Below are 24,432 nucleotides of genomic sequence, written 5' to 3'. Positions count from 1 at the left end.
CCGTAGGACCGTCCGCCCCCGGGAAACTCATCGCACCCGGCACCGATGAGTTCGGCACGGGCCGCGGGTCTGACGGGCATGACGATTCGACAGACCCTGCGTACCGACGGCCCCGTCTTCCTGCCCGGAGACACCGGCTACGACGACCACCGCAAGCCACTCAACCTTGCCCTCGACCCGCGTCCCGCCGCCGTGGTCCGGGCCGCCGGCGCGGCCGACGTACGCCGGGCGGTGCGGGCCGCCCGCCGTCACGCGCTGCCGTTCGCCGTCCAGGCCACCGGCCACGGCACCCACGTGGCGCACGACGGCGCGCTGCTGGTGCACACCGGCGCGATGTCGTCGGTGCTCGTCGACCCGGACCGCCGGATCGCCCGGGTCGGCCCCGGCGCCCGGTGGGGTGACGTGCTCCGGGCCGCCGCGCCCTTCGGGCTCGCCGCGCTGTCCGGCTCCTCACCGGACGTCGGCGTCACCGGCTACACGCTCGGTGGCGGCCTGGGCTGGCTGGCCCGCCGGCACGGCCTCGCCGCCGACAGTGTGCTGCGCGCCCAGGTCGTCACCGCCGACGGCGGGCTCGTGACGGCGAGCGCCGACCGGAACCCCGACCTGTTCTGGGCGCTGTGCGGGGGCGGCGGATCGTTCGGCGTGGTCACGGCGCTGGAGTTCCGCCTCTACCCGGTGGCGCGGGTGTACGCGGGCGCCGTCACCTTCGGCCGCGAGCGGGCCGCCGAGACGATCTCCTTCTACCGGCGGTGGGTCGAGCAGGTGCCCGACTCGCTCAGCACCGCGGTGCTGCTGACCCGCGACGGCTCGCTCGTGGTCAAGGCCATGTACGCCGGCGACGCCGACCGCGGCCGCGCCCTGCTGGAGCCGCTGTGGACGGTGGCGGGCCCGGTCGTCGAGGACGGCATGCGGGTCGTCGACTACGCGCAGGCCGCGATGGGCGGCACCTTCGCCCGTACGTTCGACCAGGTCCGCACGCTCGACGACGACCTCGTGGCGGCCCTCGTGGCCGAGCCGGACGCCACCGTCGAGATCCGCCACTGGGGTGGTCGCATCGCCCGCGACACCGGCGTCGCCGCCCACCGGGACGCCCCGCTGTCGATCATCCTCGACACGGTCGCGTCGGCGCGGACCGCGGCGGCGCTCGGTCGCAGCGGCATCGGCAGCACGTTCCTCAACTTCCTGCACGACCCGTCCCGGACCGCGTCGGCGTTCACCGCGGAGAACTGGGCGGCGCTGCGTCGGATCAAGGCGGCCCACGACCCGGAGAACCTCTTCGGCGCGGGCCTCGCCGTCCCGCCGGCCGGGGTCTCGGCCACCGCCTAGAGGTGGCACGGACCCCGGCCGCGGACGGCCCCTCAGTCGAGGCAGAACTCGTTGCCCTCCGGGTCGGCGAGGACGATGTGCCCGGCGTCGAGCGGGGGAGCGGGCTCGTGCCGCCGCAGCCGGGTGGCGCCGTGGGACACGAGGCGCTCGGCCTCCGCCTCCAGGGCCGCCATCCGCGCGTCGCCCCGGAGCCCGGGAGCGGCGCGTACGTCGAGGTGCACACGGTTCTTGGTCTGCTTGCGCTCGGGTACGCGCTGGAAGAACAGCCGGGGCCGCGAGCCCTCGGGGTCGATCAGCGCCGAGGCGTCGTTGCGCCTCTCCGGCGGCACACCCATCGCCTCCAGCGCCTGGTCCCACGACTCGAAACCCGGGGGCGGGTCCTGGAGCCGGTAGCCGAGGGCCTCGGCCCAGAAGGCCGCGAGACGGGCGGGGTCGGCGCAGTCGAACGTGATCTGGACGTCGCGGGCCATGTCAGCTCGCCTCCTGTCGGGTGTGCAGGTAGAGGTCGCGGAGCAGACACACCTCGGCCAGATGGTGGATCAGCTCCCGGTTGATGTGCAGCACCAGCGCCGCGAGAGGCCACTCGGCGTACGGGCCCTCCGCCGCCCCGCACGGGCGGGCGAGGTCGGACTCACCGAGGGACTCGACCCCGGCCTGCCAGGTGGCGTACTCCGCGTCGAGTTGCGCGAGGGCCGCGGCCGCCGTGGGGGCGTACGCGAACGACTCGTAGTCGGTGGGCGCGCGGCCGAAGTGTGCGGCGTTGCGTACGGCCAGCACGCCGACGATCACGTGCCCGAGCCGCCAGGCGATCGTCGTGAACGGTCGCGGTTCGGGCTCCGGCATCGCGAAGTCGATGGTCATGGCCCCGGATCCGGCCCGCACCGGGGCGGTGCCGGCGCCGCGCGGGCGTACGCTCCAGCACCCGGGCACGGGCTCCCAGAAGTACTCGTCGTCGGTGAGGCCGTCGAGACGGTCGCGCAGCTGGTGGGTCCAGTGCCACGCGACCTGCTCCCGAAGCAGCCGGTTCCAGTCCTGGTCGGTCATGGGTCCAGCCTGCCCCCTATCGCGGACAGGATCGTTCCGCGTTCTGTGGAACGATGGGGTCGTGACCGTCGAGGCGACCACCGAGCGGGTGCTGCGGATGCTGGCGCTGCTGCAGCGTCGGCCGTCCTGGACCGCCGCCGAGCTGGCCGCCGAGCTGGGGGTCACCGACCGTTCGGTGCGCCGCGACGTGGAGCGGCTGCGCGCACTCGGCTACCCCGTGCACGCGACGGCGGGCGTCGGCGGCGGTTACCAGCTCGGCGCGGGCACCCGACTGCCGCCGCTGCTCCTCGACGACGAGGAGGCGATCGCCACGGCGGTCTCGCTGCGGCTGGCGACGGGTGGCACGGTGGCGGGCGCTGGCGAGGCGGCGCTGCGGGCGCTCGCAAAGCTCGACCAGGTGATGCCGACCCGGCTGCGGGCCGAGGTGCGGGCGGTGCACGGCGCCACCGACACCCTCGTCGGGCCCGCCGTCGAGATCGACGCGGAGCTGCTCGTGACGCTGGCACGGGCCTGCCGCGACGCCGTGCGCGTCCGGTTCCGGTACGCGGGGCGCCACGGCGGGGAGGGCGAGCGCACGGTCGAGCCGGTGCGGATGGTCACCACCGGCCGCCGCTGGTACCTGATGGCCTGGGACGTCGACCGTGGGGACTGGCGCACCTTCCGCCTGGACCGGATGCGGGAGGTGGCGGCGACGACGTGGCGCTTCCGGCCGAGGGAGCATCCGGACCCGGTCGCCCACGTGCAGCGTTCGGTGACCGAGGCGCCGTACCGGCACCTCGCGCGGGTGCGGCTGCACGCCCGCCCCGAGCGGGTGCGGGAGCTGGTGCCGCCCCAGGTGGGGCGCGTCGAGGACGACCGCGACGGGTGGTGCGTGCTCGTGACCGGCGGGGAGGACCTGGACTGGCTCGCCATGCACGTGGCCCGGCTGGGCTTCGAGACGCAGGTGCTGGAGCCTCCGGAGCTGCGGGAGGCCGCCGCCCGGATCGCCCGCCGCCTCGCCGCCATGGCGGGCGCCGGCGAGGTCGGCGCGCCCGCCGCGGCGACCCAGTAGGCTCGGCCGGTGCCCCGCCCCCCGGTCGACCTGGTGCCCGCCGGTGTGCCCGCCGAGACGCTGACCCACAACACGCTCAACGGGGTGACCGGCGGCATCTGGCGTACCCGCCGCGACGGCCGTCCCGCCGTGCTCAAGCTGCTCGCCCCGCCCGGTCGCCCCGGGCCGATCCACTGGGCGGCCAGCGAGGACCCGGGGCACTGGAACTACTGGCGGCGGGAGGTCGAGGCGTACGCCAGCGGCCTGGCCGCCACGGCGTACGCCGGACTGCCCGGCCCGGAACCCCTGGCCGTCGACGACCGGCCGGACGGCACGGTGGCGCTCTGGTTGGCCGAGGTGACCGGCCGGCCCGGCATCGCCTGCACACCCGCCGACCTCGGCGACGTGGCGCACCACCTCGGCGCCGGCCACGCCCGGTGGCTCGGCGGCCCGTCGACCTGGAACTGGCCGGCCGGATCGCGGACGCCGGAGTGGCTGGCCCGCGACTGGTTGCGCGACTACACGCTCAGCCGGCCGGTGCCCGGCCCGGTGCCGTGGGACCATCCGGTCGCGGTGGCCGCCTGGCCGCATTCGCTGCGGGCCGGGCTGCGCGAGCTGTGGGAACGCCGGCACGAGGTCGTGGCCGCCACCGACGCGCTGCCCCGGACCCTGTGCCACCACGACTGCTGGCCGATGAACCTCGTGTTCACCGCTGCCGGGCCCGTGCTGCTCGACTGGTCCGGCGTCGGTCCCGGCCCGGTCGGCGAGGACGCGGCCAACCTGGTGCTGGACACGTTCCTCGACGGGCTCGTCGACGTGGCGCTGCTCGACGAGGTCGCGCAGGTCGTGCTCGACGGCTACCGGGCCGGGCTGCGCGGGTCGGTCGACGCGGCCACGGTCGTCCGGGCGGTGCGGCTCACCGGCGCCGCCAAGTACGTGTGGCTGGCCCCGCTGATGCTCACCCGGCTCGGCGGGCCGACCGGGCAGACGTACGACCGGCGCGACGAGGCCGAGATCATGGCGGGCCGCCGCCCGGTGCTGGAGCTGCTCGTGGACTGGGCCGCCGAGGCGCTCGCCTGAGCCGACCGGCGCGGGTCGACCCTCAGGTCGGTGGAGGCCCCACGATGGCGGGCGCACGACGCCGCCGACGCGGTCACCGCCGTCCGGGCGGTCGCCGACGGCATCGACCGGCGCGACACGCGACCGCCGGACTCGTGACCGGTGACGCCGCGGGTCAGGACGGTCGCCCGCCGAACCGCCAGGTGTGCACCTCGACGTCGGCGTACCGGTCGGCGGTCAGGACGGCGCGGGCCGCCTCCGGGTCCGCGGCCCGGACCAGCGCCGCCGTACCGAGCCAGGTGGCGCCGTCGTCGGACAGCAGCGGCCCGTACGCGATCAGCTCGTCCCGGTGGGGCGGGACGGCGAGGTCGGCGGCCGGCCCGGCGCCGAGGCCCAGCACCAGGTACCGGTTGCCGCCGTCCCGGCCACCGGGGAAGTCCCACATCGTGCGTCCGAGTGCGTTGCGCCACCGGCGCAGCAGCACGTCGCGGTACACGCCGGCCTGGTGGTTGGGCTCATCGAAGGCGAACGCGCGGGCGGCGGCCGGATCGGGCAGGTCGAGGATGTGCAGACTGCCGGTGGCCGTGCCGTCGTCGGCCAGGGTCGGCCCGCGGGCGATCATCCCCGCCGCGTACCGGTCCATGTAGGACCAGTGCTCCTCGACCAACTCGTCCCGCAACGCCGCCGAGCCGGGACGGTCGCGGTGGTAGCACAGGAACTCCACGCCCCCAGTCTCGGCCGGTGACGGCGGCCGATGCGTACCGGGTCGCACGCGCCCGGCCGTAATCGGTCGAGGTCCGGGGGCGGCCCGGCTATCCTGCCCGCAACGTTGATCGACAGTTGGGAGCTGAGATGCGCCTCGACATGGTCACGGTCCCCGCTCCGCCGCGAGTGCGCACCGCCCACTGATCGTCCGCCGGCGCCGACCGCCGGCCCAGTGGTGCTCCTCGCCGCGCGGAGCGGTCCCACGACGACCGTTCCCCCTCTTCCCGGCTCGAGGAGCTCTCTTGCGTGCCCTTGCATCCGCGCGTCTGGGCGCGGACTTCACCAGACTCTGGACCGCCGCGGCGGTGTCGAACGTCGGCGACGGCGTCACGCTGGCCGCCGCACCGCTGCTGGTCGCCTCCGTCAGCGACGACCCCGCGCACATCGCCGGCGCGGTCGTCGCCCAGCAGCTGCCCTGGCTGCTGTTCGCCCTGGTCAGCGGTGCGTACGTCGACCGGCTCGACCGGCGCCGGCTGGTCGTGACGGTCAACCTGGTACGCGCCGTCGCCCTGGCCGGACTGGCCGCCGGCGTCGCGACCGGGACCGTCGGCCTCGTCGTCATCTACGCGGTGCTGTTCGTCCTCGGTGTCGGCGAGACCCTCGCGGACACCGCCACCGGCGCCCTTCTCCCGTCGGTGGTCGCCCCCGAGCACCTGCCCCACGCCAACGCCCGGCTCTACGCGGCCTTCACCATCGGCAACCAGTTCGTGGCCAAGCCGCTCGGCGCCTGGCTGTTCGTCGTCTCCGCCGCCGCGCCGTTCGGGTTCGACGCGTTCACCTTCGCCGTGGCGGCGGCCCTGGTGGCGGGCATCCGGCCGGTCGCCGGGGAGCAACCGGGCCTGGGGCCGACCGGCTCTGCCCGGGCGCCTCAGCCGCGGGCCTCGCTGCGCGCCGAGATCGTCGCCGGTGTGCGGTGGCTGTGGCGCCACCGGTTACTGCGGACCCTCGCCGTCAGCATGGGCGCCGGGAACGTGGCGTTCGGCGCCGCGTTCGCGGTGTTCGTCCTGTACTGCCGGCAGCGCCTGGGGCTGTCCGACGTCGGCTACGGCTTCCTGCTGACGGCGTTCGCGGTCGGTGGCCTGGTCGGTACGACGGTCGCCGCCCGGCTCACCCGAGCGCTCGGTGCCGTCGCCGTCCTCCGTGCCGGCCTGGCCATCGAGGCCGTGACGCACGTGGCGCTCGCGATCACCACCACGCCCTGGGTGGCCGCCGCCGTGCTGGTCGTGTTCAGCGTCCACGGCATGGTCTGGGGCGTCACCGTCGCGTCCGTGCGGCAGCGGGTGGTGCCCGAAGGTCTGCGCGGCCGGGTCGGCAGCGTCTTCGGGCTGCTGGACCTCGGCGGTGCGGCGCTGGGCGCGCTGCTCGGCGGTCTGGTCGCCGGCGCCTGGGCGATCACCACTCCGTTCTGGGGCGCCGCCGTGGTGATGGCGGCGGTCACCGTCCTCGCGTGGCGTCCGTTGCGGGCGGCCGCCGCCTGACGGCGCTGTCGGTCGACGACGGCCCGACAAACGGGAGGCGGTCGCTCATTTTCGTACGCATACTGGTCGGCGTGAAGCTTGCTGAGGCTCTTGCGCTGCGCGCGGATGCGGCGCGTCGTGTCGCGCAACTCCGTACCCGCGTCGTCGCCAGCGCGCGTTACCAGGAAGGTGAGGCCCCGGCCGAGGACCCGGCATCCCTGCTCGCCGAGGCGGGGGAGGTGTTCGGTGAGTTGGAGGAGCTGATCCGGCGGATCAACCGGACCAACGCCGCCACCTCGGTCGACGGTGGGAGCCTCACCGACGCGCTCGCCCGGCGCGACGTCCTGCGCCTGCGGCACGCCCTGGTCACGTCCGCCGCGGACGCCGCCGCGGGTGAGGGTCAGCGCGGCTTCCGACAGCTGCGTTCCGAGTTGAAGATGATCCCGGCGCTGCCGGTGGCCGAGCTGCGCCGGCAGGCCGACGACCTCGCCCGGCAGCTCCGAGAGGTGGACACTCTCATCCAGCGGACGAACTGGGAGGTCGACCTGCTGGACTGAGGGCAGGGTGCGGAGCAGGTAACCGACGTGGAGGCGTGCGCGAACCCGAGAGCCGGCGGGTGAAGTCCGGCTCACTCCTGGCGCGCCGGGGGCAGGCGCAGGAGTTCGACTCCCCGACACACGACGCACGCCCAGCACGGCACACAGGTGACGGCGCACAGGGCACGGCACACGACCGGGCGCAGATCCACGACGGCGAGGGCGGGACAGGGGACCTCCGCACCCACATCGAACGGGCTTCGAAGCTCGGCGGACGGCCTCCGGCGCCGGCGCTCGGCGAAGACCGAGCGCCGGCGCCGGCGGTCAGGCGTCGAGGCGGCCGGTGGCGGCGAGCCGCCTGTACCAGTGCGCGCTCTGCTTCCACGTGCGCACCTGCGTGTCGTAGTCGACCCGGATGATGCCGAACCGGCGGTCGTAGCCGTAGCCCCACTCGAAGTTGTCCAGCAGCGACCAGACGAAGTAGCCGCGCACGTCGGCCCCCCGCGCCCGGGCCTCGGCCACCGCGGCGATGTGCCGGCGCAGGTAGTCGACGCGGCGGTCGTCCTGGATCGTCCCGTCGGCCGAGACCACGTCGTCGAAGGCGGCGCCGTTCTCGGTGATCATCAGCGGCTGGGCCGGGTACTCGCGGTGCAGGCGCAGCAGCAGCTCGGTGAACGCCTCGGGGTCGATGTTCCAGCCCATGGCGGTGTGCGGGCCGGGCTGCGGCAGGAAGTCGACGTCCTCGGCCGCGACCCAGGGGCTGGCGTCGGACTTCCCGTGCCCGTCCGCGTCCGAGCGGGGGGACACCCCGTCCCAGGCGCGGACCAGGGTGCTGGAGTAGTAGTTGACGCCGAGCACGTCCAGCGGCACCGCGATGAGCTTCTCGTCCCCGTCGCGGACGAACGACCAGTCGGTGACGGCCGCGGTGTCGGCGAGCAGGTCGGCGGGGTAGGCGCCGTCGAGCATCGGGCCCAGGAACGCGCGGTTCGCCAGCGCGTCGATCCGCCGCACCGCGTCCCGGTCGGCGGCCGAGTCGGACGCGGCCCGGACGACGTGCAGGTTCAGCGTCACCGACAGCTCGGCGGCCGGCGCCAGCTCCCGCACCACGCGGCCGGCCAGGCCGTGGGCGAGGTTCAGGTGGTGGACGGCGGCCAGCGCGGCGGCCGGTTCGGTACGCCCCGGCGCGTGCACGCCGGAGGCGTAGCCGAGGTACGCCGAGCACCACGGCTCGTTGAGCGTGGTCCACGTGTGCACGCGGTCGCCGAGCGCCTCGACGACGCCGGCGGCGTACTCCTGGAAGCGCAGCGCCGTGTCCCGCGACGGCCAGCCGCCGGCGTCCTCCCGCTCCTGCGGCAGGTCCCAGTGGTACAGGGTGGCCACCGGTCGTACGCCGCGTTCCAGCAGGCCGTCCACGAGACGGGAGTAGAAGTCGAGGCCGGCCCGGTTGAACGGCCCGGAGCCGCCCGGCTGCACCCGCGGCCAGGAGATCGAGAACCGGTACGCGCCGAGGCCCAGGGCCGCGACGTGCCCGAGGTCCTCCTGCCAGCGGTGGTAGTGGTCGGCGGCCACGTCACCGGTGTCGCCGTTGAGCGTCCGGCCGGGTGTGTGGCTGTAGGTGTCCCAGATGGACGGCCCCCGGCCGTCCTCGGTGGCCGCGCCCTCGATCTGGTAGGCGGCCGTGGCCGACCCCCAGACGAAGCTCTCCGGAAAGACGTGTTCGGTCACTGTCGTACCCCCTGGACCTCGCAGCGGTGTCCCGCCGACACTCCCGACACCAGCTCGGCGGTGGCCGTGCCACCGTCGAACCGCACCTCGAACTCGGCGCCCGGCCCGCCCCCCGGCGACGGTACGCGGACCCGGGTGCGCTGGCCCTCCGCCGGCGCGTACAGCCGCAGCCGCACACCGTCGGCCCACTCGTAGTCGGGCCGGTCGTCGCGGTCGCCGAACGGGATGACCGCGCCGGGGCGGGCCAGCACCGGCAGGCTGTCGAACTCGTGCTTCTCGGTCACCCAGCCCGGTCCGGTGAGCTGCGCGCCGGTCACCAGGTGGGTCCAGGTGCCGGCCGGCACGTAGAAGGTCACCTCGCCGTCGGCGCTCATCACGGGCGCCACCAGCACGTCGGGGCCGAGCATGTACTGCCGGTCCAGGTACGCCGTGGCCGGGTCGTCCGGGAACTCCAGCAGCATGGGACGCATCATCGGCACGCCGTCGCGGTGCGCCTCCTCGGCGACCGCGGCGAGGTACGGCATGAGGCGCAGCTTGAGCCGGGTGAAGTGGCGCAGCACGTCGACCGCTTCGTCGTCGAACGCCCACGGCACCCGGTAGGAGCCGGAGCCGTGCAGCCGGGAGTGCGACGAGAGCAGCCCGAAGGCGATCCACCGCTTGAACACGGCCGGGTCCGGGGTGCCCTCGAAGCCGCCGATGTCGTGGCTCCAGTAGCCGAAGCCGGAGGCGGCCAGCGACAGTCCGCCGCGCAGCGACTCCGCCATCGCGCTGAACGTCGACTCGCAGTCGCCGCCCCAGTGCACGGGGAACTGCTGGCCGCCGGCGGTGGCCGACCGCGCGAAGACCACGGCCTCGCCCGTGCCGCGTTCGGCCTCCAGCAGTTCGAAGACGGCCCGGTTGTAGAGGTGGGCGTAGTAGTTGTGCATCCGCTGCGGGTCCGAGCCGTCGTGCCAGACCACGTCGGTGGGGATGCGCTCGCCGAAGTCGGTCTTGAAGCAGTCGACGCCCATGTCCAGCAGCGCCTTGAGCTTGCCCGTGTACCAGGCGACGGCGTCCGGGTTGGTGAAGTCCACGAGCGCCATGCCGGCCTGCCACTTGTCCCACTGCCAGACCGACCCGTCGGGCCTGCGCACCAGGTAGCCGTGGCGGCGGCCCTCCTCGAACAGGTACGACCGCTGGGCGACGTACGGGTTGATCCAGACGCACACCTTGAGGCCGCGCTCGTGCAGGCGTCGCAGCATCCCCTCCGGGTCGGGGAAGGTCGCCGGGTCCCACACGAAGTCGACCCAGTGGAACTGCCGCATCCAGAAGCAGTCGAAGTGGAACACCGACAGCGGCAGGTCCCGCTCGGCCATCCCGTCGATGAACTCGGTGACCGTCTTCTCGTCGTACGAGGTGGTGAACGACGTCGACAGCCAGAGCCCGTACGACCAGGCCGGCACGCGGGCGGGCCGGCCGGTCAGCGCCGTGTAGCGGCGCAGCACGTCCTTCGGGGTGGGCCCGTCGACGAGGTAGTAGGTGAGCGTCTGCCCCTCGACGCTGAACTGGGTCTGCGACACCACCTCGGAGCCCACCTCGAACGAGACGTGCTCCGGGTGGTCGACGAACACGCCGTAGCCCCGGTTGCTCAGGTAGAACGGCACGTTCTTGTAGGCCTGCTCGCTGGCGGTGCCGCCGTCGGCGTTCCAGATGTCGACGGTCTGGCCGTTCTTCACGAACGCGCCGAACCGCTCGCCCAGGCCGTAGACCGTCTCGCCGACGCCGAGCGCCAGCCGTTCGTGCACGTACGCCCGGCCGTCGGCGTCGGTGACGACTCCGATGCTGCGTTCGGTGGACGAGGTGAGGACGCGGTCGCCGTGCAGGAAGTCCACCCGCCACCCGTCGATCAGCGAGACCCGGGCGGTCAGTTCGCCGGTGGTCAGTGAGGCGCTGAGGCCGGTGACGTCGACGGTGACGGGGTGGTCGTCGGAGGTGGCCAGGTCGAACGTGGGGCCCTTGCGCACCCCGCCGAGGTGGTGGGCGATCGTGACGCCGACGACGCCGTCGGCGGGGGAGAAGAAGCGCACCGTGACGACCGGGCGGTTGAGGGTGTCGCCCCGACCGGTGAGCCGGCCCGTGGGGGCGTGGACGGTGAGACCGCGCTCGTCCGGCTCGACCGACTCGACCGTGCCGGGGCGCAGCACGGTGACCCCCGGTCGCAGTTGCCAGTACCCGTCGGTGAACTTCACTTCTCGGCTCCTGCCGTGATGCCGCGCGCGAGGGTGCGCTGGAAGATGAGGAAGAAGAGGATGGCCGGGACGAGGCTGATGAGCGAGCCCGCGTTCGTGGTGGGGGCGTCCATCAGCCGGTCGCCCTGCAGCGACGCCAGCGCGACCGGAATGGTCTGCGTGCTGTTGTCGATCAGCATGACCAGCGGGATGAGGAACTCGTTCCAGGTCCAGATGAAGAAGAAGATGAGCAGCACCGCGAGGGTGGGCCGCAGGTTCGGGAAGACGACCCGCCACAGGACCGTCCACCGGCTCGCGCCGTCCAGCGCCGCCGCCTCCAGCAGCGAACGCGGGAACGTGCTGAGCACCGACGCGAGCAGGTAGGTGCCGAACGCGCTCTGGATGACGGTGAAGATGATGATCACCGCGAGGCGCGTGTTGTAGAGGCCGACCTGCTTGGCGGCGTCGTAGAGCGGGTAGATGAGCGCCTCCTGCGGCAGCATGTTCGCCAGCAGGAAGAGCCCGACGATCCAGAGCCGGCCGCGGACCCGGCCGATGCCCAGGGCGTACGCGTTGAGCAGCGACACGACGACGCCGAGCACGGCGACGGAGCCGGCGATGAGCGTCGAGTTCCAGAGCTTCAGCGGGAAGTCGACCTCGCTCCAGTACGTCCGCAGGCCCTTCGTGTAGAACTCCGACGGCCAGCTCAGCGGCCCGCCCGTCGAGTAGTCCCCGGGTGACTTGAACGCGTTGAGCAGCATGAACGCGAACGGCACGAGCATGACGAGCGCGCCGAGGGTGACCAGGGCGAGGACGACCCAGCGGCTCACGCCGCGGTGGTGGCGGTCGCGGGCCGGCCGTGGCCGGCGCGCCGTGCTGCCGGCCGGAGTGAGCGTGACGGCCATGTCAGACCCCCCGGTCCTGGCGCTCGCTGCGGTTCTGCATCCAGATGAAGACCACGGCCACCACGATGATGATCAGGGTGAGCACCGTGGAGATCGCGGAGCCGTAGCCGACCTGGAGCTTCTTGAAGAACGTGTAGTAGGCGAAGTACGACGGCACGTTGGTGGCGTTCTCGGGCCCGCCGCGGGTGAGCGCGAACACCGGGCCGAACACCTTCAACGCGGCGATCGTGCAGGTCAGGGCCACCACGAAGGTCTCCGGCCGGATCTGGGCCAGGGTGATGGCCCGGAACCGGTGGAACCAGCCGGCCCCGTCGACCTCGGCCGCCTCGTACAGTTCCGGGTCGACGCGTTGCAGGGCCGCCATGAAGACGACCACCGGGTAACCGATCTGGACCCAGATCATCACCGCCATGACGCTGGGCAGGGCGGTCTTCGGGTCGCCCAGCCAGTCGTGGCGCAGCGCGCCGAGGCCGACCGCGTCCAGCAGGCCGTTGAACGCGCCGTCCGGCCGCAGGATCCAGCCCCAGACGATGCCGGCCACCACGACCGGCAGCACCTGCGGCAGGTAGAACGCCGCGCGCAGTGCGGCGGCGGTCCGCGGCCGGAACCTCCGCCCGATGACGTCGAAGAGCACGGCGGCGAGCACCAGGCCCACGAGGGTCGGCACCACGACCATCGCGACGATCATGGCGAGCGTGTTCCGGAACGACGTCCAGAACACCTCGTCCTCGAGGAGGTGCCGGTAGTTGTCCAGCCCGATGAAGGTGGGGTCGCCGACGCCGGACCACTTCGTCAGTGAGAAGTAGACGGTGCCCATGAGCGGTGCGCCGATGACGAGCACGAACAGCACGGCGCCGGGCAGCAGGTAGAGCCAGTACCCGGCCCGGCCGCCGCGGCGGCGCGGACGGCGGGTGACGGCTGTCTCGGGTGGCGTGGCGGGCCGTCGCGGGCCGGCCACGGTCTCGGGGAGTGCCATGGGAGATCCTTCCCGGCGGGGTGGACGCGCCGGCGGGGACCGGACGCGTCCACCCTGGGCCGTGTCACTTGCCGGTGATCTCCTTGACGCCGTCGGCGTACGGCTTGGCGATCGCGTCGAGCACCTGGTCGGGCGTCCTGGACCCGTTGATCAGGCCCTGGAACCCGGAGACCAGCACGTCGTAGTAGCCGGGCACCGGCCAGTCCGGGTAGAAGGCCAGGCCGTCCTGCTGGCTGACGGTGTTGAAGTTCTCGATGAGCTTCTTGTCCTTCGGGTCGCTGATCTGCGACGCGTCCGCGGCCACCGGGACGCCGCCGTTGTTGCCGATCAGCGCCTGGACCTCCGGGCGCAGGGTGATGTCGATGAAGTCGTACGCGAGGCTCTTGGCCTTGCTGTTGGCGGGGACCACCCAGAGGTTGCCCGACGAGCCGGCGTGGAGCTTGTTGCCCGGGAACAGGAACGAGTCCCAGTTGAACCTGATCTCGTCCTTGAAGCGGCCGTACCACCAGCTGCCGGAGACGATCATCGGGGCCTTGCCGGAGATGAAGGCGGTGCCCATGTCCTCGGCCTTCAGGCTGGCGGCGTCCTTGGCGACGTAGCCCTTGCGCACCCAGTCGGCGAAGGTCTCCGCGCCGTACTTCAGCGGGTCGGCCTTGAAGTCCACCGGGTTCTTGTAGAGCTGGTAGTCGTCGACGAACGCGCGGTCGGCCTTCGACAGCGCGAGCTGGTAGAAGAGCTGCCCGGCCGGGTACTCGGCGCCCGCCTCCGCCAGCGGGGTGACGCCCTTGCTGACGAAGGTGTCCATGGCCCGGGTCATCTCGTCGAGCGTCGTCGGGACGGTGACGCCGTACTTGTCGAAGAGGTCCTTGTTGTAGTAGACCATCACGAACTCGCCGTAGTTCGGCACGCCGTACCAGTTGCCCGAGCCCATGACGCCCTTGTCGTCGTACCGGGCGGTGGTCTGGAGGCTGGGGCTGAGCTTGTCGCCCCAGCCGCGCTTCTCGGCCTCGTCGGTGAGGTCGGTGAGCAGGCCCTGGGAGGAGAGCAGGCCGGCGGTGGCGTTGCCCTTGTTGTACTCCATGATGTCCGGGCCCTCGGACGAGTTGATGATCATGCCGGCGTTCTGCTGGATCTGCTCGAACGCCTTGCGCTCGAACTGCACCTCGACGCCCGGGTGCTCGTCCTTGAAGATCTGGATCGCCCGGTCCCAGGCGACACCCATGGCGCTGTTCGCGCTCTCGTAGTGCCAGAGCTTGAGGGTCTTGGCGTCGCTACCGTCGCCGCCCTCGTCGCCGCCGCACGCGGCGATCGTGGTCGTCGCGGTCGCGGCCAGCGCGACAGCGGCGACCAGCCTGCGGATTCGCCCCATTGCTATCCTCCTGGTGAGTATCGAGCCGGTACTTACCTGGCCCGTCGTCGCGTGGCAGCGCGGCGGCGGGCCGTTGCGTTCACGTGACCGGCGGGCCGGAGCCGGCCGGGTCGGTGCGGTCGCGCGCCCCGGCGGCCGGGCCGGTCGAGCCCCGGACCTCCAGCGCGCACGGGAGCAGTTGCTGGTGGGTGTCGCCGGCCCCCTCCAGGTGGCGGAGCAGCGCCTCCACGGCGATGCGGCCGAGCGCCGAGCCGGGGGACGTCATGGCGGTCAGGGCCGGGTGGGCCAGCTCGGCCACCTGCGGCGAGGTGACCATCGAGACCACCGAGACGTCGCGGGGCACCGCGTGGCCGCGGGTGGCCAGCTCGCCGAGGATGCCGAAGATGGCGTTCTCGTTCATGGCGAGCACGGCCGTCAGGTCGGGCGCCTGCGCGAGGGCCGCGGTGAGCGCCGCCCGCCCGCCGGCGGCGCTGTCCTCGGCGGGGATCATGATCGGTGCGAGGCCGTGGTCGGCCATGGCCGCCACGAACGCGTCCCGGGTGCGGACGGCGGGCCCGTAGCCGGCGGCGATGGTGGCGGCCGAGTGGTTCACGTAGACGATCCGGCGGTGCCCGAGGCCGACGAGGTGGTCGACGGCCTCCCGGACGGTCTGCTCGAAGTCGATGTCGACGTACGACAGGCCGGTGGTGTCGCCCGTACGCCCGATGAGCACGAGCGGGACGCCGGCCTCCTGGAGGGCGGCGACCCGCCCGTCCTCCACCTGGACCTCCATGAGCACGGCGCCGTCGAGCATGCGCTGGCTTGCGAGCCGGCGCAGGTCGTCGACGTCACCGGCGCCGACGGGAGAGAGCACGAGGTGGTATCCGGCGGCGCTGGCCGCGGCGGCGGCCCCGGTCACGAAGGCGGTCTCGGTGGCCCCGAGGCCCCGCTCGTCCATCGGCATGAGCAGACCGACGATTCGGCTCCGCCGGCTCGCGAGCCCCCGGGCCATCGCGTTGGGCTGGTAGTCCAGCTCGGCCATGGCGGCGAGGACCTTGTCGCGGGTGGCCTGGGAGATGGGCCGGGCGCCGGTGAGCACGTACGAGACGGTGCTGACCGAGACGCGGGCGAGGCGGGCGACGTCGTGCATGGTGGCCACCGCACACCTCCCTCGGCCGGCAGTGGAACCGCTCCCAGGCGGCTGTCGAAACGTTTCGACTAACCGTTTCGACGAACGGTAGGGCACGTGTTACGACGACGTCAATAGGTGTTGTCGAGGTGATGACGTCCGGGGCGTGACGGGTCCGCGTCGCCGGGTCGGGCCGCGTCTCCGGATCGGCAGTCACCCTCGGATCAGCCGTTCCCGGCGGCGACCGCGGGGCGGGGGCGGCCGGTGGCGGGAGTCGACGTCAGGTGGCGGGCGAGGGCCAGGGCCGCGAGGAGCGCCAGGAGCCCGCACACCCCCAGCCACCCGACGTGGTCGTACGCTCGCGCGCCGAGCCAGGAGCCCGCGCTGCCGCCGAGGTAGGCGCAGGTCATGTAGGCGGTGTTGACGCGGCTGCGCGCATCGGGGCGCAGGGCGTAGTTCCGTACCTGGTTGGCGACCATGCCGGACTGCATCCCGACGTCGAGCAGCAACGTGCCCAGCACCAGCGCCGCGAGGCCCACCGCACCGCCGAGACCGGCGAGCGCCAGCACGACGGCCGCGGCGACGACCCCGAGCAGGCACACGAGGTTCACCGCGTCGCTCCCGCGACGGTCCACGACGCGCCCCGCGAGCGGGGTGCACAGCATGGTCCCCGCGTTGACCAGGGCGAGCGTCCCCACGGCCGGCGCGCCCAGGCCGTACGCCGGACCGGTCATGAGCAGTGCGACGGCGGTCCAGACCGCGGAGAACCCCGCGAACACCATCGCCTGGTAGAAGCAGGAGCGGCGCAGGTCCGGTTCGGTACGCAGCACGCGCAGCGACTCGGCGAGCAGCGCCGGGTACCGGTGCCCCGACGGCGGTCGCGTACGGGGCAGGACGCGGGCCATGACCACCGCGATGAGCAGCACGGACACCGCTGCCATCAGGTACGGGGCCCGCCACCCGAACCAGTCGCCGACTGCGCCGGCCACGGTGCGGGACAGCAGCATGCCGCCGATCGAGCCGCTCAGCAGCGTGCCGCTGACCGCGCCACGCCGGTCGTCGGCGACGAGGCCCGCCGCCATCGGGCCGATGATCGGCGCGACCACGGTCGTGACCCCGACGAGAGCGCTCGCCCCGACGAGTGGCGGCAGCGCGGGCGCGCCACTCGCGGCGAGCAGGCCGAACCCGCTGAGACCGAGCAGGACGACGACCAGCCGGCGGTGCGGTAGCCGGTCACCGAGCGGCACCAGCAGGAAGATCCCGGCGGCGTAGCCGAACTGCACAGCGGTCACCACCAGGGCGGCCGAGTCGGCGTCGACGTGCAGACCGGCGCCGACCAGCGGGCTGATCGTCTGGGGGAAGTAGATGTTGCCGACGGCGACCCCGCAGGTGAGGGTGAGCAGCGCCAGCAGCCGGCGGCTCACCGGTGCGCCCCCGGTCCGGGAGGAACGCCCACGGCGGTCCACCGGCCTGGAAGCGACGTGGTGAACCCGGTGCCGCGCGCCGCACCCGTGACGATCGCCGTCGGGGGCCCGCCCGCGTTGCGGGTGGTCGTGTCGATGTGATCGGTCATGCCCCGAAGTCCACGGGACGGGCCGGCGATCCCCAACCGATGTAGCCTGTGCCTAAATGATCAGCTTCCTGCTCGGCGTCGAGGACCTCGCGGACACCCGCTTCGCGATCTCACCGATCCACGAGGCCGTGCTCAGTCTCCGGGTGTTGCGCGAGCCGGGCCTGTACGCGCTGCACCTGCCGTGGCGCCGGTCGGTGGTCGACCGGATCGACGCGTCGACGGCCGACACGCTGCTGTCCCTCGTCGGGCCGGACCGTGCGCTCCCGGACTTCCTCACACCCCGGCCGACCGAGTTCGCCGCGCCGTTCGAGGACGAGTTGGCCGTCGTGCGGCGGACCGCCCCCGACATCGTCCGCCGCGACGTGCGGGCCGCGTACCCGCGCGGGCGGCTGCCGGCCGCCCTCCGTGCGGTGACCGGCGCCGACGACGAGGCGGTGTGCGCGCTCCGCGACGCCATCTGCGACCACCTCCAGCGCTACTGGGAGGCCGCGATCAAGCCGGCCTGGCCGCGCATGCGGCTCGTCCTGGAGGCGGACATGACCTACCGCGCCCGGCAACTGGCCGTCGGAGGCGCCCGCCTGCTCTTCGCCGACATGCACCCGAACCTGTGGTGGCGCGACGGGGTCCTGTACATCGACAAGATGGTCGGCCGGCACCACGTGGCAGCGGCCGGCCGGGGACTGCTCCTGGTGCCGTCGATCTTCTCCCACAAGCCGGCGCCGCCCGTCGGCCGCGACGAGCCGCCGCTGCTCGCGTACCCCTGCCGCGGGGTCGCGACGCTCTGGGCGTCGGCGCCGGCCGCCGACGCGACCGCCCTCACCTCGCTCCTCGGGGCGCCCCGGGCGCGGCTGCTCCACCTCCTCGCCGAGCCGCTCCCCACGGTGGAGATCGCTCGCCGGCTCGCCGTGACGCCCAGCGCCGTCTCGCAGCACCTGCGGGTCCTCCACGCGACGGGCCTGGTCACCCGGGCCCGCGACGGGCGGCACGTGCTGTACCGGCGCAGTCCACTGGGTGACCAGTTGGCCGACCCGTCGGCGGGGCGGTGACCCGGTGGATCAGGATGCACGTGGCCGCCGACGTCGAAGGAGAGCCCGACATGAGTGACCCGGTCCTCGACCTCCGTGGCGTGACGTTCCGCCGCGACGGCAACCAGATCCTCCACGGCATCGACCTGACCGTCCGGGTCGGCGAGCACTGGGCGCTCCTGGGACCGAACGGCGCGGGCAAGAGCACGATCCTCGGCTTCTGCGGAGCGCGGACCCACCCCACGTCCGGCACCGTCGACGTGCTCGGACGCAGGCTGGGACGGGTCGAACTCCAGGAGTTGCGACGCCACATCGGGCACGTCGACCCGCGCCACCCCCTGCGCTCACCGCTCACGGTCACGGAGGTCGTGCTCACCGGGATCACCGGCACCATCGAGGTGCCCCTGCGGTGGGCGCCCACCAGGGAGCAGGCGGACCGGGTGGAGGCGCTCGTCGCCGAGGTCGGGCTGTCCGCGCGCCGCTCCGCCCCGTGGCCCACGCTGTCCCAGGGCGAGCGCGGGCGCGCCCTGATCGCGCGGGCGCTCGCCGCCGACCCGCGACTGCTGCTCCTCGACGAACCCACCACCGGCCTCGACGTCGCCGCCCGGGAACAGCTCCTCGAGACGATCGACGTGCTCGCGCACTCCGCGCCGGAGTTGGCCTCCGTCCTCGTCACACACCACCTGGAGGAGCTTCCGGAGACGACGACGCACGCCCTCCTCGTCTCGGAGGGCCGGACCGTCGCGGCCGGGCCGGTCGACGCCGCCCTGACGACCGAGACCGTCACCCGGGCGTTCGCGCACCCGATCATCGTCGAACGGGAGAACGGCAGGTGGAGCGCCCGAGCCGCCCGCCACCTCCAGACCACCTGACCCACCCGTGTCCCGGCCGGGTCGGAGCGGGCACCGCGGCCCAGGCGGCGCCGGGGGTCAGGGCAGGTCGAACAGGGTGGCGGTGTTGGCCCAGCACACCGCCCGCAGCCAGTCGTCGCCGAGGTCGAGCCGGGCCAGCCCGGCCAGCTGCTCCGCGTACGGGTAGGGGATGTTCGGGAAGTCGCTGCCGAGCAGCACCTTGCCGGCGAGGCCCAGGTCACGCAACCGGGGCAGCTCGTCGGCAGGGAACGGCACGAACCGGTCGAAGAACGACGTGAACGCCATCGTGGTGTCCAGCCGGACGTGCGGGTGGGAGGCGGCGAGGTCGAGGAACGCGCGGTAGTCCGGGGCGCCGAGGTGGGCCACCACCGCGGCCAGCGACGGGTGGCGGGCGAGGAGCGCCGCGAACGGTTCCGGCCCGGTGTGCGCCGTGCCGACGGGAGCGTGCCCGGCGTGCACCACCACCGGTACGCCGGCCTCGGCGAGCAGCCCCCACACGGGATCGAGCGCCGGGTCGGTGGGGGCGAACCCGCCGACCTGGATGTGCACCTTGAACACGCGGGCGCCGGCGTCCAGCGCCTCGGCGACGTACCGGGGAGCCTCCGGCTCGGGGAAGAACGTGGCCGAGGGGAGGCACTCCGGCGTGGTCCGCGCGAAGTCCAGCGTCCACCGGTTGAGGTCGGCGGCCATCCCCGGCCGGTGGGCGTACGCCAGCGCGGTGAACGCCCGCACCCCGAGCCGGCGCAGGTGGGCGACCCGGTCGGCGTCGCTCCACCGGTAGCGGATCGGCCACTCGGTGCCGACCAGCGGCCCGGCCGCGTCGAAGTACGCCCATACCCGGCGCAGCAACCGTGGCGGCAGGAAGTGGGTGTGCACGTCGGCCAGCCCGGGCAGCCCGAGTCCACGCCAGAACGCGGGCACCCCCGCGTCGGCGGCGTCGCCCGGGGACCCGTCGCGCGCGTCTCCGGCCGAGTCCGGAGCCGGCGCGGCGGTCATATCTCGATGTCGAACCGGTTCAGCACCGGACGCGCCACGAGCCCGGCCGCGGCGAGCACCGCCACGACGGTCATCACCGCCCGGAGCACGACCACCTCGGCCTTGCTGCCGGTGCGCAGCGCGATCTTGTTGGGCAGGCCGACCATCGTCCACATCCGACGTTTGATGGGGATCGGCCAGAGGATCGGTACGCCGGCCCTGGTGATCATGTCGCCGAGGATGTGCACGAAACAGCCCACTCCGACGGCCAGGCCGATCATCGGATAGCCGCGCCCGCCCGGCAGGTTCGCGTAGGTGAACCAGGCCGCGGCCAGCGACAGCAGGGTGACGACCACCCAGCCGGCGCGCTCGGCCCACTCGTCGAACAGGCCGCGCAGCGCGAGCCCGATCATGAAGAAGAGGATCCCGATGACGGCCCACTTGCCGTACGCGGTGCAGAGGGCCGTGGTGCCCCAGCCGACCAGCACGGTGAAGGGGATCGTGTGGGTCAGGGTGCGGTGGCCGTTGTTCCGTTTCGGATCCCGGCTCAGCTTCGTGGCGTAGTAGACGCCGAGCGACACCTTCTCCATGACCTCGGCGAAGAAGAGGCTGACCACGCCGAAGGTGCGCGCCACCGTGGCGCCGCCCTGGTTGCGGGTCACCTTGCCGGACAGGTCGAGGTCGGGGAAGAGCGCCCCGCCGGCGCAGACCGCCGTGCCCACGGCCAGCGCGAGCGGCGACTGATGGTAGTCGGCGAACTGGTCCAGCGCCCAGGACCCGGTCAGCCACACCGCCGCGCCGGAGAGCGCGTGCGAGGGACCCATCATGTCGGCTCACCCTCCTCAGGGATCTTGAGCGCCCGAGCGAGATCACTCTAGTCACATCCCGCGCCGGTGCGGAAACCCCCGGACATCCACTGAGGAGGGACTCAGAGCGCCGGTGTGAAGCTCTGCCGGATCATGGGGAAGTATGTCGCGTTGACCTGCCAGTCGAACTCTTTTGTCAACCATGAGACGGTGTACGCGCGGTCGGCCGAGGTGTTCGCGAGCAGCCGTGCGGTGTGGACCCGCTCGCCGGCCGGGTTGAGCCAGGCGCACTCCCAGACCGCCCCACCGTCGAAGATGTCCATGGGGGAGATGTCGACCCGGCGGTAGCCCGGCAGCGCCCCGTCACCGGTCAGCCGCCGCTCCTCGGCCCGCCACCACGCCACCGGGTCGGCGCGGGCGACGCTCGCCTCGACGCTGAGCACCCGGGTGCCGCCCGGTTCCCGGAAGCAGGTGACCGCGTCCTCGGTCCAGTGCAGCCAGGCGATCGGCGCGGCGATCTGGAAGCCGGTCGGATCCGTGTACCACGTCCAGCCCGGCACCAGCCGGAAGCGGGCACCGGGTGGCGGCGGCACCGACGGCACGGGGCTGGCCGCCGCGGGCGGGGCGGCCACACAGGCGAAGGCGGCCGCCGGGCGGGTGGGGCCGACGCCGGCACCCGTCCCCGACGGTTCCCTCTCGGACCGGTCGCGGGCGGCCATCGCCAGTCCCGTGCCGACGGCGGCCAGCAGCGCGGTCGCGGCGGCCGCGACGCCGACCGCGACGCGCTGGCCGCGCCGCGCTCGCGGTCCGGACCGCGCCGGCGCGGCCCGTTCCGCCGCCGGCCCGGCCGGGTCCGGAGCCGCCCGCCGGGTCGGGCCGGGAGCTGGCGGTCGGGTCGGGTCCGGAGCCGCCCGCCGGGTCGGTTCCGGTGTCGCCGTGGCGGCCCTGCGCAGCAGCGGTTCCGCCTCGACGGCGGTCAGCCGCCGCCACGGGTCGCGCTGCAACAGACCGGTGAGGACCGGGCGCAGCGGCCCGGCCCGGCGCATCGGGTCCGGAGGGTCGGTGGCCAGGGCGGAGAGCGTCGCCATGGCGCTGTCCCGGGCGTACGGGGGCTGGCCCTCGACGGCCGCGTAGAGCGTCGCGCCGAGCGACCACAGGTCGGTACGCGGGTCGGAGATCCCGTCGCGCGCCCGTTCGGGTGCCACGAAGTGCGGCGAGCCGAGGATCATCCCGGGGCCGGTCATCGCGGCGTCCCCACCGGTGAACGTGGCCAGGCCGAAGTCGGTGAGCACCACCCGCCCGTCCGTGGCCACCAGCACGTTGTGCGGCTTCACGTCGCGGTGGAGCACTCCCGCGGTGTGGGCGGCGCGCAGCGCGGCGAGCACGGCCAGCCCGATCCGGGCGGTCCGGGCCGGGCTCAGCGGGCCGTCGACGGCGAGGATCTGCTGCAGCGAGCGGGACTCGACGTACTCCATCACGATCCACGGGCTGTCCCGGTCGTGCACCACGTCGTAGATCCGCACCACGTTGGGGTGGCTCAGCCGGGCGGCGGTGCGCGCCTCGCGCAGCGTACGGCGCCGCAGGTCGTCGCGCTCGGCCTCGCCCAGCCAGACCGGCGGCACGACCTCCTTGACCGCGACGTCGCGGTGCAGCAGCTCGTCGCGGGCCCGCCAGACTCTGCCCATGCCACCGGTGCCGACCAGGTCGACCAGCCGGTACCGGCCCGCGATCAGCAGCTGGTGCACGCTCGCGTTCCCCCTCGGTCACCCCCGGTTACACCATAGCTACCGACCCTCGTTTCCTCATCAGTGCGCGTTCGGCGGTTCGTCGCGCCGCCGGGGGCGGGCGGAGTGGGGGCCACGGAGGCGGGCGGAGTGGGGGCCACGGAGGCGGGCACAAACCCGGTGAACGTGAGCGCCGGTGGCTGTTACGGTGCTGCCATGCGTACGTCCTCCGTCCCGGTCATGATGCCCCGCCAGCGGGGCTGTTGACGCGGGACGGATGACGTCACGAGGCCCCGGTCACGGGGCCTCGATTCACGTGCGGGTCGGAGCCCCGGCGCTTTTCCAGGAGGTTCCGATGCCCGACAGGTTCTATGTGACCACCACGATCCCCTACGTCAACGCCCGCCCGCACCTCGGGTTCGCGCTGGAACTCGTGCAGGCCGACGTGCTGGCCCGGCACCGGCGCCAACGCGGCGACGAGGTGCGGTTCCTGACCGGAACCGACGACAACTCGCTCAAGAACGTGCTGGCGGCCGAGGCCGAGGGCCTGCCGACCCAGGATCTCGTCGACCGCAACGCCGCCGCGTTCGAGGCCCTGCGCGAACCGTTGGCGCTGTCCTTCGACGACTTCATCCGCACGAGCCGGGACCCTCGGCACCGCTCCGGGGTGGAACGCCTCTGGCGCGCCTGCGCGGCGTCCGGGGATCTCTACCGGAAGCACTACGAGGGGCTGTACTGCGTGGGGTGCGAACAGTTCTACACGGAGGCCGAGCTTCGCGACGGGCGCTGCCCGGAGCACGACACCGCGCCCCAGCGCGTCACCGAGCAGAACTGGTTCTTCCGCCTGTCCCGCTACCAGGACCGGCTCCACGACCTGATCGAGAGTGGGCGGTTGAGGATCGAACCGGCGGCGCGCCGCAACGAGGTGCTCAGCTTCATCGCGGCCGGCCTCGACGACTTCAGCGTCTCCCGTTCGCAGACCCGCGCCCGTGGCTGGGGCATCCCGGTGCCCGGTGACCCCGACCAGGTCGTCTACGTGTGGTGGGACGCCCTGGGCAACTACGTCACCGCGCTCGACTACGCCCACCACGGCCCCGACTACCGGCGCTGGTGGGCGGACAGCCCCCGTCGGGTGCACCTGCTCGGCAAGGGCGTCGTGCGCTTCCACGCCGTGTACTGGCCGGCGATGCTGCTGTCGGCGGGCGAACCCCTGCCCACCGACATCCTCGTCCACGACTACCTGACCGCCGACGGCAGGAAGATCAGCAAGTCGACGGGCGTCGCCGTCGATCCCGTCGACCTCGTCGCCCGGTTCGGGACCGACCCGGTGCGGTGGTGGCTGCTGCGTGAGGTGCCGCGGGTGGGCGACGCGGACTTCACCGTCGAGAAGCTCGTCGACCGCGCCAACGGCGACCTCGCCGACGACCTGGGCAACCTCGTGAACCGCGTCGTCACGATGGTGCACCGCTACCGTGCCGGTCGACCCCCGACCGGCACCGGGGAGCCGGCTGACGCGCAGCGGCTGACGACCGCCTCCCGGCAGGCGCCGCGCCTGGTCGCGGCGGCTCTGGACGCCTTCGACTTCCGGGCCGCCACCGCCGCGATCTGGAGCGTGGTCGAGGAGGCGAACCGCTTCGTCGAGCACGTGCGGCCCTGGCAGCTGTCCAGGGCCGAGGGCGACGGCGATCTCGACGCCGCCGCGAACCTCGACGCCGCTCTGGACGTCCTCGTCCGGGCCTGCCGGGCCCTCGCCGAGCTGATCGGACCCTTCCTCCCCGACACGGCCGGACGGATCGCCGCCCAGTGCACCCCGTCGGCGGGGCGGCTCCCCGACCCGCGACCGCTCTTCCCGAAGATCACGGCGTCGGCGCGCTGACCCGCGACGGGCCGCCGGGGTGGCGGTGCCGCCTGCCACCCCCGACCGGCCGCCGGGGTGGCGGGTGCCGCCCA

Annotated in this window: 21 protein-coding genes; 8 read left to right on the top strand and 13 right to left on the bottom strand. The window is 73.4% G+C overall.

From position 1 onward, the window contains the following. Positions 1-78 precede the first annotated feature (78 nt). Positions 79-1,326 carry an FAD-binding oxidoreductase gene (locus tag D7I43_RS02265; RefSeq protein WP_158610064.1) on the top strand — a complete coding sequence of 416 codons (1,248 nt, stop codon included), beginning with the start codon at positions 79-81 and terminating at the stop codon, positions 1,324-1,326. 32 nt (positions 1,327-1,358) lie between these two features. Here D7I43_RS02265 and D7I43_RS02260 read toward each other — a convergent pair whose 3' ends face one another. Both D7I43_RS02260 and D7I43_RS02255 read right to left on the bottom strand, forming a co-directional pair. Continuing rightward, positions 1,359-1,796 (bottom strand): VOC family protein, encoded by a 438-nt coding sequence (locus D7I43_RS02260; protein ID WP_120326636.1) that lies wholly within the window; start codon positions 1,794-1,796, stop codon positions 1,359-1,361. A 1-nt stretch (position 1,797) separates the two neighbouring features. Then, positions 1,798-2,370 (bottom strand): DinB family protein, encoded by a 573-nt coding sequence (locus D7I43_RS02255; RefSeq protein WP_120326635.1) that lies wholly within the window; start codon positions 2,368-2,370, stop codon positions 1,798-1,800. Positions 2,371-2,431: 61 nt separating this feature from the next. On the opposite strand from D7I43_RS02255, the gene D7I43_RS02250 reads away from it, so the two are divergent. Together D7I43_RS02250 and D7I43_RS02245 are read left to right on the top strand one after the other, a co-directional pair. After that, positions 2,432-3,421 (top strand): helix-turn-helix transcriptional regulator, encoded by a 990-nt coding sequence (locus D7I43_RS02250; RefSeq protein ID WP_120326634.1) that lies wholly within the window; start codon positions 2,432-2,434, stop codon positions 3,419-3,421. Positions 3,422-3,430: 9 nt separating this feature from the next. Then, positions 3,431-4,480, top strand: a complete 1,050-nt coding sequence (locus tag D7I43_RS02245) for a phosphotransferase (RefSeq protein WP_120326633.1) — start codon at positions 3,431-3,433, stop codon at positions 4,478-4,480. A gap of 154 nt (positions 4,481-4,634) precedes the next feature. Here the strand turns inward: D7I43_RS02245 and D7I43_RS02240 are convergent, their stop codons facing one another. Continuing rightward, complete coding sequence (locus D7I43_RS02240; protein WP_120326632.1) at positions 4,635-5,183, bottom strand: YciI family protein; 549 nt, start codon at positions 5,181-5,183, stop codon at positions 4,635-4,637. A gap of 283 nt (positions 5,184-5,466) precedes the next feature. On the opposite strand from D7I43_RS02240, the gene D7I43_RS02235 reads away from it, so the two are divergent. Continuing rightward, on the top strand, positions 5,467-6,702 hold the full coding sequence (locus tag D7I43_RS02235) for an MFS transporter (RefSeq protein ID WP_120326631.1): 1,236 nt from the start codon (positions 5,467-5,469) through the stop codon (positions 6,700-6,702). A 71-nt stretch (positions 6,703-6,773) separates the two neighbouring features. Next, a complete protein-coding gene (locus D7I43_RS02230; protein WP_120326713.1) occupies positions 6,774-7,238 on the top strand; it encodes a DIP1984 family protein in 465 nt (154 codons plus the stop codon). A gap of 303 nt (positions 7,239-7,541) precedes the next feature. On the opposite strand, the gene D7I43_RS02225 is transcribed toward D7I43_RS02230, so the two are convergent. The 7 genes from D7I43_RS02225 to D7I43_RS02195 all read right to left on the bottom strand — a co-directional run bounded on the left by D7I43_RS02225 (position 7,542) and on the right by D7I43_RS02195 (position 16,931). After that, positions 7,542-8,942, bottom strand: coding sequence for a GH1 family beta-glucosidase (locus D7I43_RS02225; RefSeq protein WP_120326630.1), 1,401 nt, complete (start codon positions 8,940-8,942; stop codon positions 7,542-7,544). Next, positions 8,939-11,170, bottom strand: coding sequence for an alpha-xylosidase (gene yicI / locus D7I43_RS02220; protein ID WP_120326629.1), 2,232 nt, complete (start codon positions 11,168-11,170; stop codon positions 8,939-8,941). Before yicI ends, D7I43_RS02225 begins: the two co-directional genes overlap by 4 nt. Next, the gene (locus D7I43_RS02215) at positions 11,167-11,979 is read right to left on the bottom strand and encodes a carbohydrate ABC transporter permease (RefSeq protein WP_240032749.1); all 813 of its coding nucleotides are present in this window, start codon (positions 11,977-11,979) and stop codon (positions 11,167-11,169) included. Before D7I43_RS02215 ends, yicI begins: the two co-directional genes overlap by 4 nt. A gap of 76 nt (positions 11,980-12,055) precedes the next feature. Beyond that, positions 12,056-13,030, bottom strand: coding sequence for a carbohydrate ABC transporter permease (locus D7I43_RS02210; RefSeq protein WP_120326627.1), 975 nt, complete (start codon positions 13,028-13,030; stop codon positions 12,056-12,058). Positions 13,031-13,094: 64 nt separating this feature from the next. Continuing rightward, positions 13,095-14,399: an ABC transporter substrate-binding protein gene (locus tag D7I43_RS02205; protein ID WP_120326626.1), complete on the bottom strand. Its 1,305-nt coding sequence runs from the start codon at positions 14,397-14,399 to the stop codon at positions 13,095-13,097. A gap of 79 nt (positions 14,400-14,478) precedes the next feature. Beyond that, positions 14,479-15,528: a LacI family DNA-binding transcriptional regulator gene (locus D7I43_RS02200; RefSeq protein WP_240032767.1), complete on the bottom strand. Its 1,050-nt coding sequence runs from the start codon at positions 15,526-15,528 to the stop codon at positions 14,479-14,481. 203 nt (positions 15,529-15,731) lie between these two features. Next, a complete protein-coding gene (locus D7I43_RS02195; protein ID WP_120326624.1) occupies positions 15,732-16,931 on the bottom strand; it encodes an MFS transporter in 1,200 nt (399 codons plus the stop codon). Positions 16,932-17,136: 205 nt separating this feature from the next. Between D7I43_RS02195 and D7I43_RS02190 the strand changes: the two genes are divergently transcribed. Continuing rightward, positions 17,137-18,126, top strand: a complete 990-nt coding sequence (locus D7I43_RS02190; RefSeq protein ID WP_120326623.1) for an ArsR/SmtB family transcription factor — start codon at positions 17,137-17,139, stop codon at positions 18,124-18,126. A 50-nt stretch (positions 18,127-18,176) separates the two neighbouring features. Further along, positions 18,177-18,977, top strand: coding sequence for an ABC transporter ATP-binding protein (locus D7I43_RS02185; protein ID WP_120326712.1), 801 nt, complete (start codon positions 18,177-18,179; stop codon positions 18,975-18,977). Positions 18,978-19,034: 57 nt separating this feature from the next. On the opposite strand, the gene D7I43_RS02180 is transcribed toward D7I43_RS02185, so the two are convergent. From D7I43_RS02180 to D7I43_RS34020, 3 genes are all read right to left on the bottom strand, one after another. After that, entirely contained in the window at positions 19,035-19,973 is a 939-nt protein-coding gene (locus D7I43_RS02180; protein ID WP_120326622.1) for an amidohydrolase family protein, read from the bottom strand. After that, entirely contained in the window at positions 19,970-20,779 is an 810-nt protein-coding gene (locus tag D7I43_RS02175; protein ID WP_120326621.1) for a metal-dependent hydrolase, read from the bottom strand. Before D7I43_RS02175 ends, D7I43_RS02180 begins: the two co-directional genes overlap by 4 nt. A gap of 101 nt (positions 20,780-20,880) precedes the next feature. Beyond that, entirely contained in the window at positions 20,881-22,443 is a 1,563-nt protein-coding gene (locus D7I43_RS34020; protein WP_120326711.1) for a serine/threonine-protein kinase, read from the bottom strand. Between the two features lie 394 nt (positions 22,444-22,837). Between D7I43_RS34020 and metG the strand changes: the two genes are divergently transcribed. Next, a complete protein-coding gene (gene metG / locus D7I43_RS02165; protein ID WP_120326620.1) occupies positions 22,838-24,358 on the top strand; it encodes a methionine--tRNA ligase in 1,521 nt (506 codons plus the stop codon). Positions 24,359-24,432: the final 74 nt, after the last annotated feature.

Source organism: Micromonospora globbae, assembly GCF_003610785.1.
In the GTDB taxonomy this organism is placed as follows: Bacteria; Actinomycetota; Actinomycetes; order Mycobacteriales; family Micromonosporaceae; genus Micromonospora; species Micromonospora globbae.
Note: the sequence above shows the minus strand (reverse complement) of the source record. Positions and strands in the feature narration are given on the sequence as shown.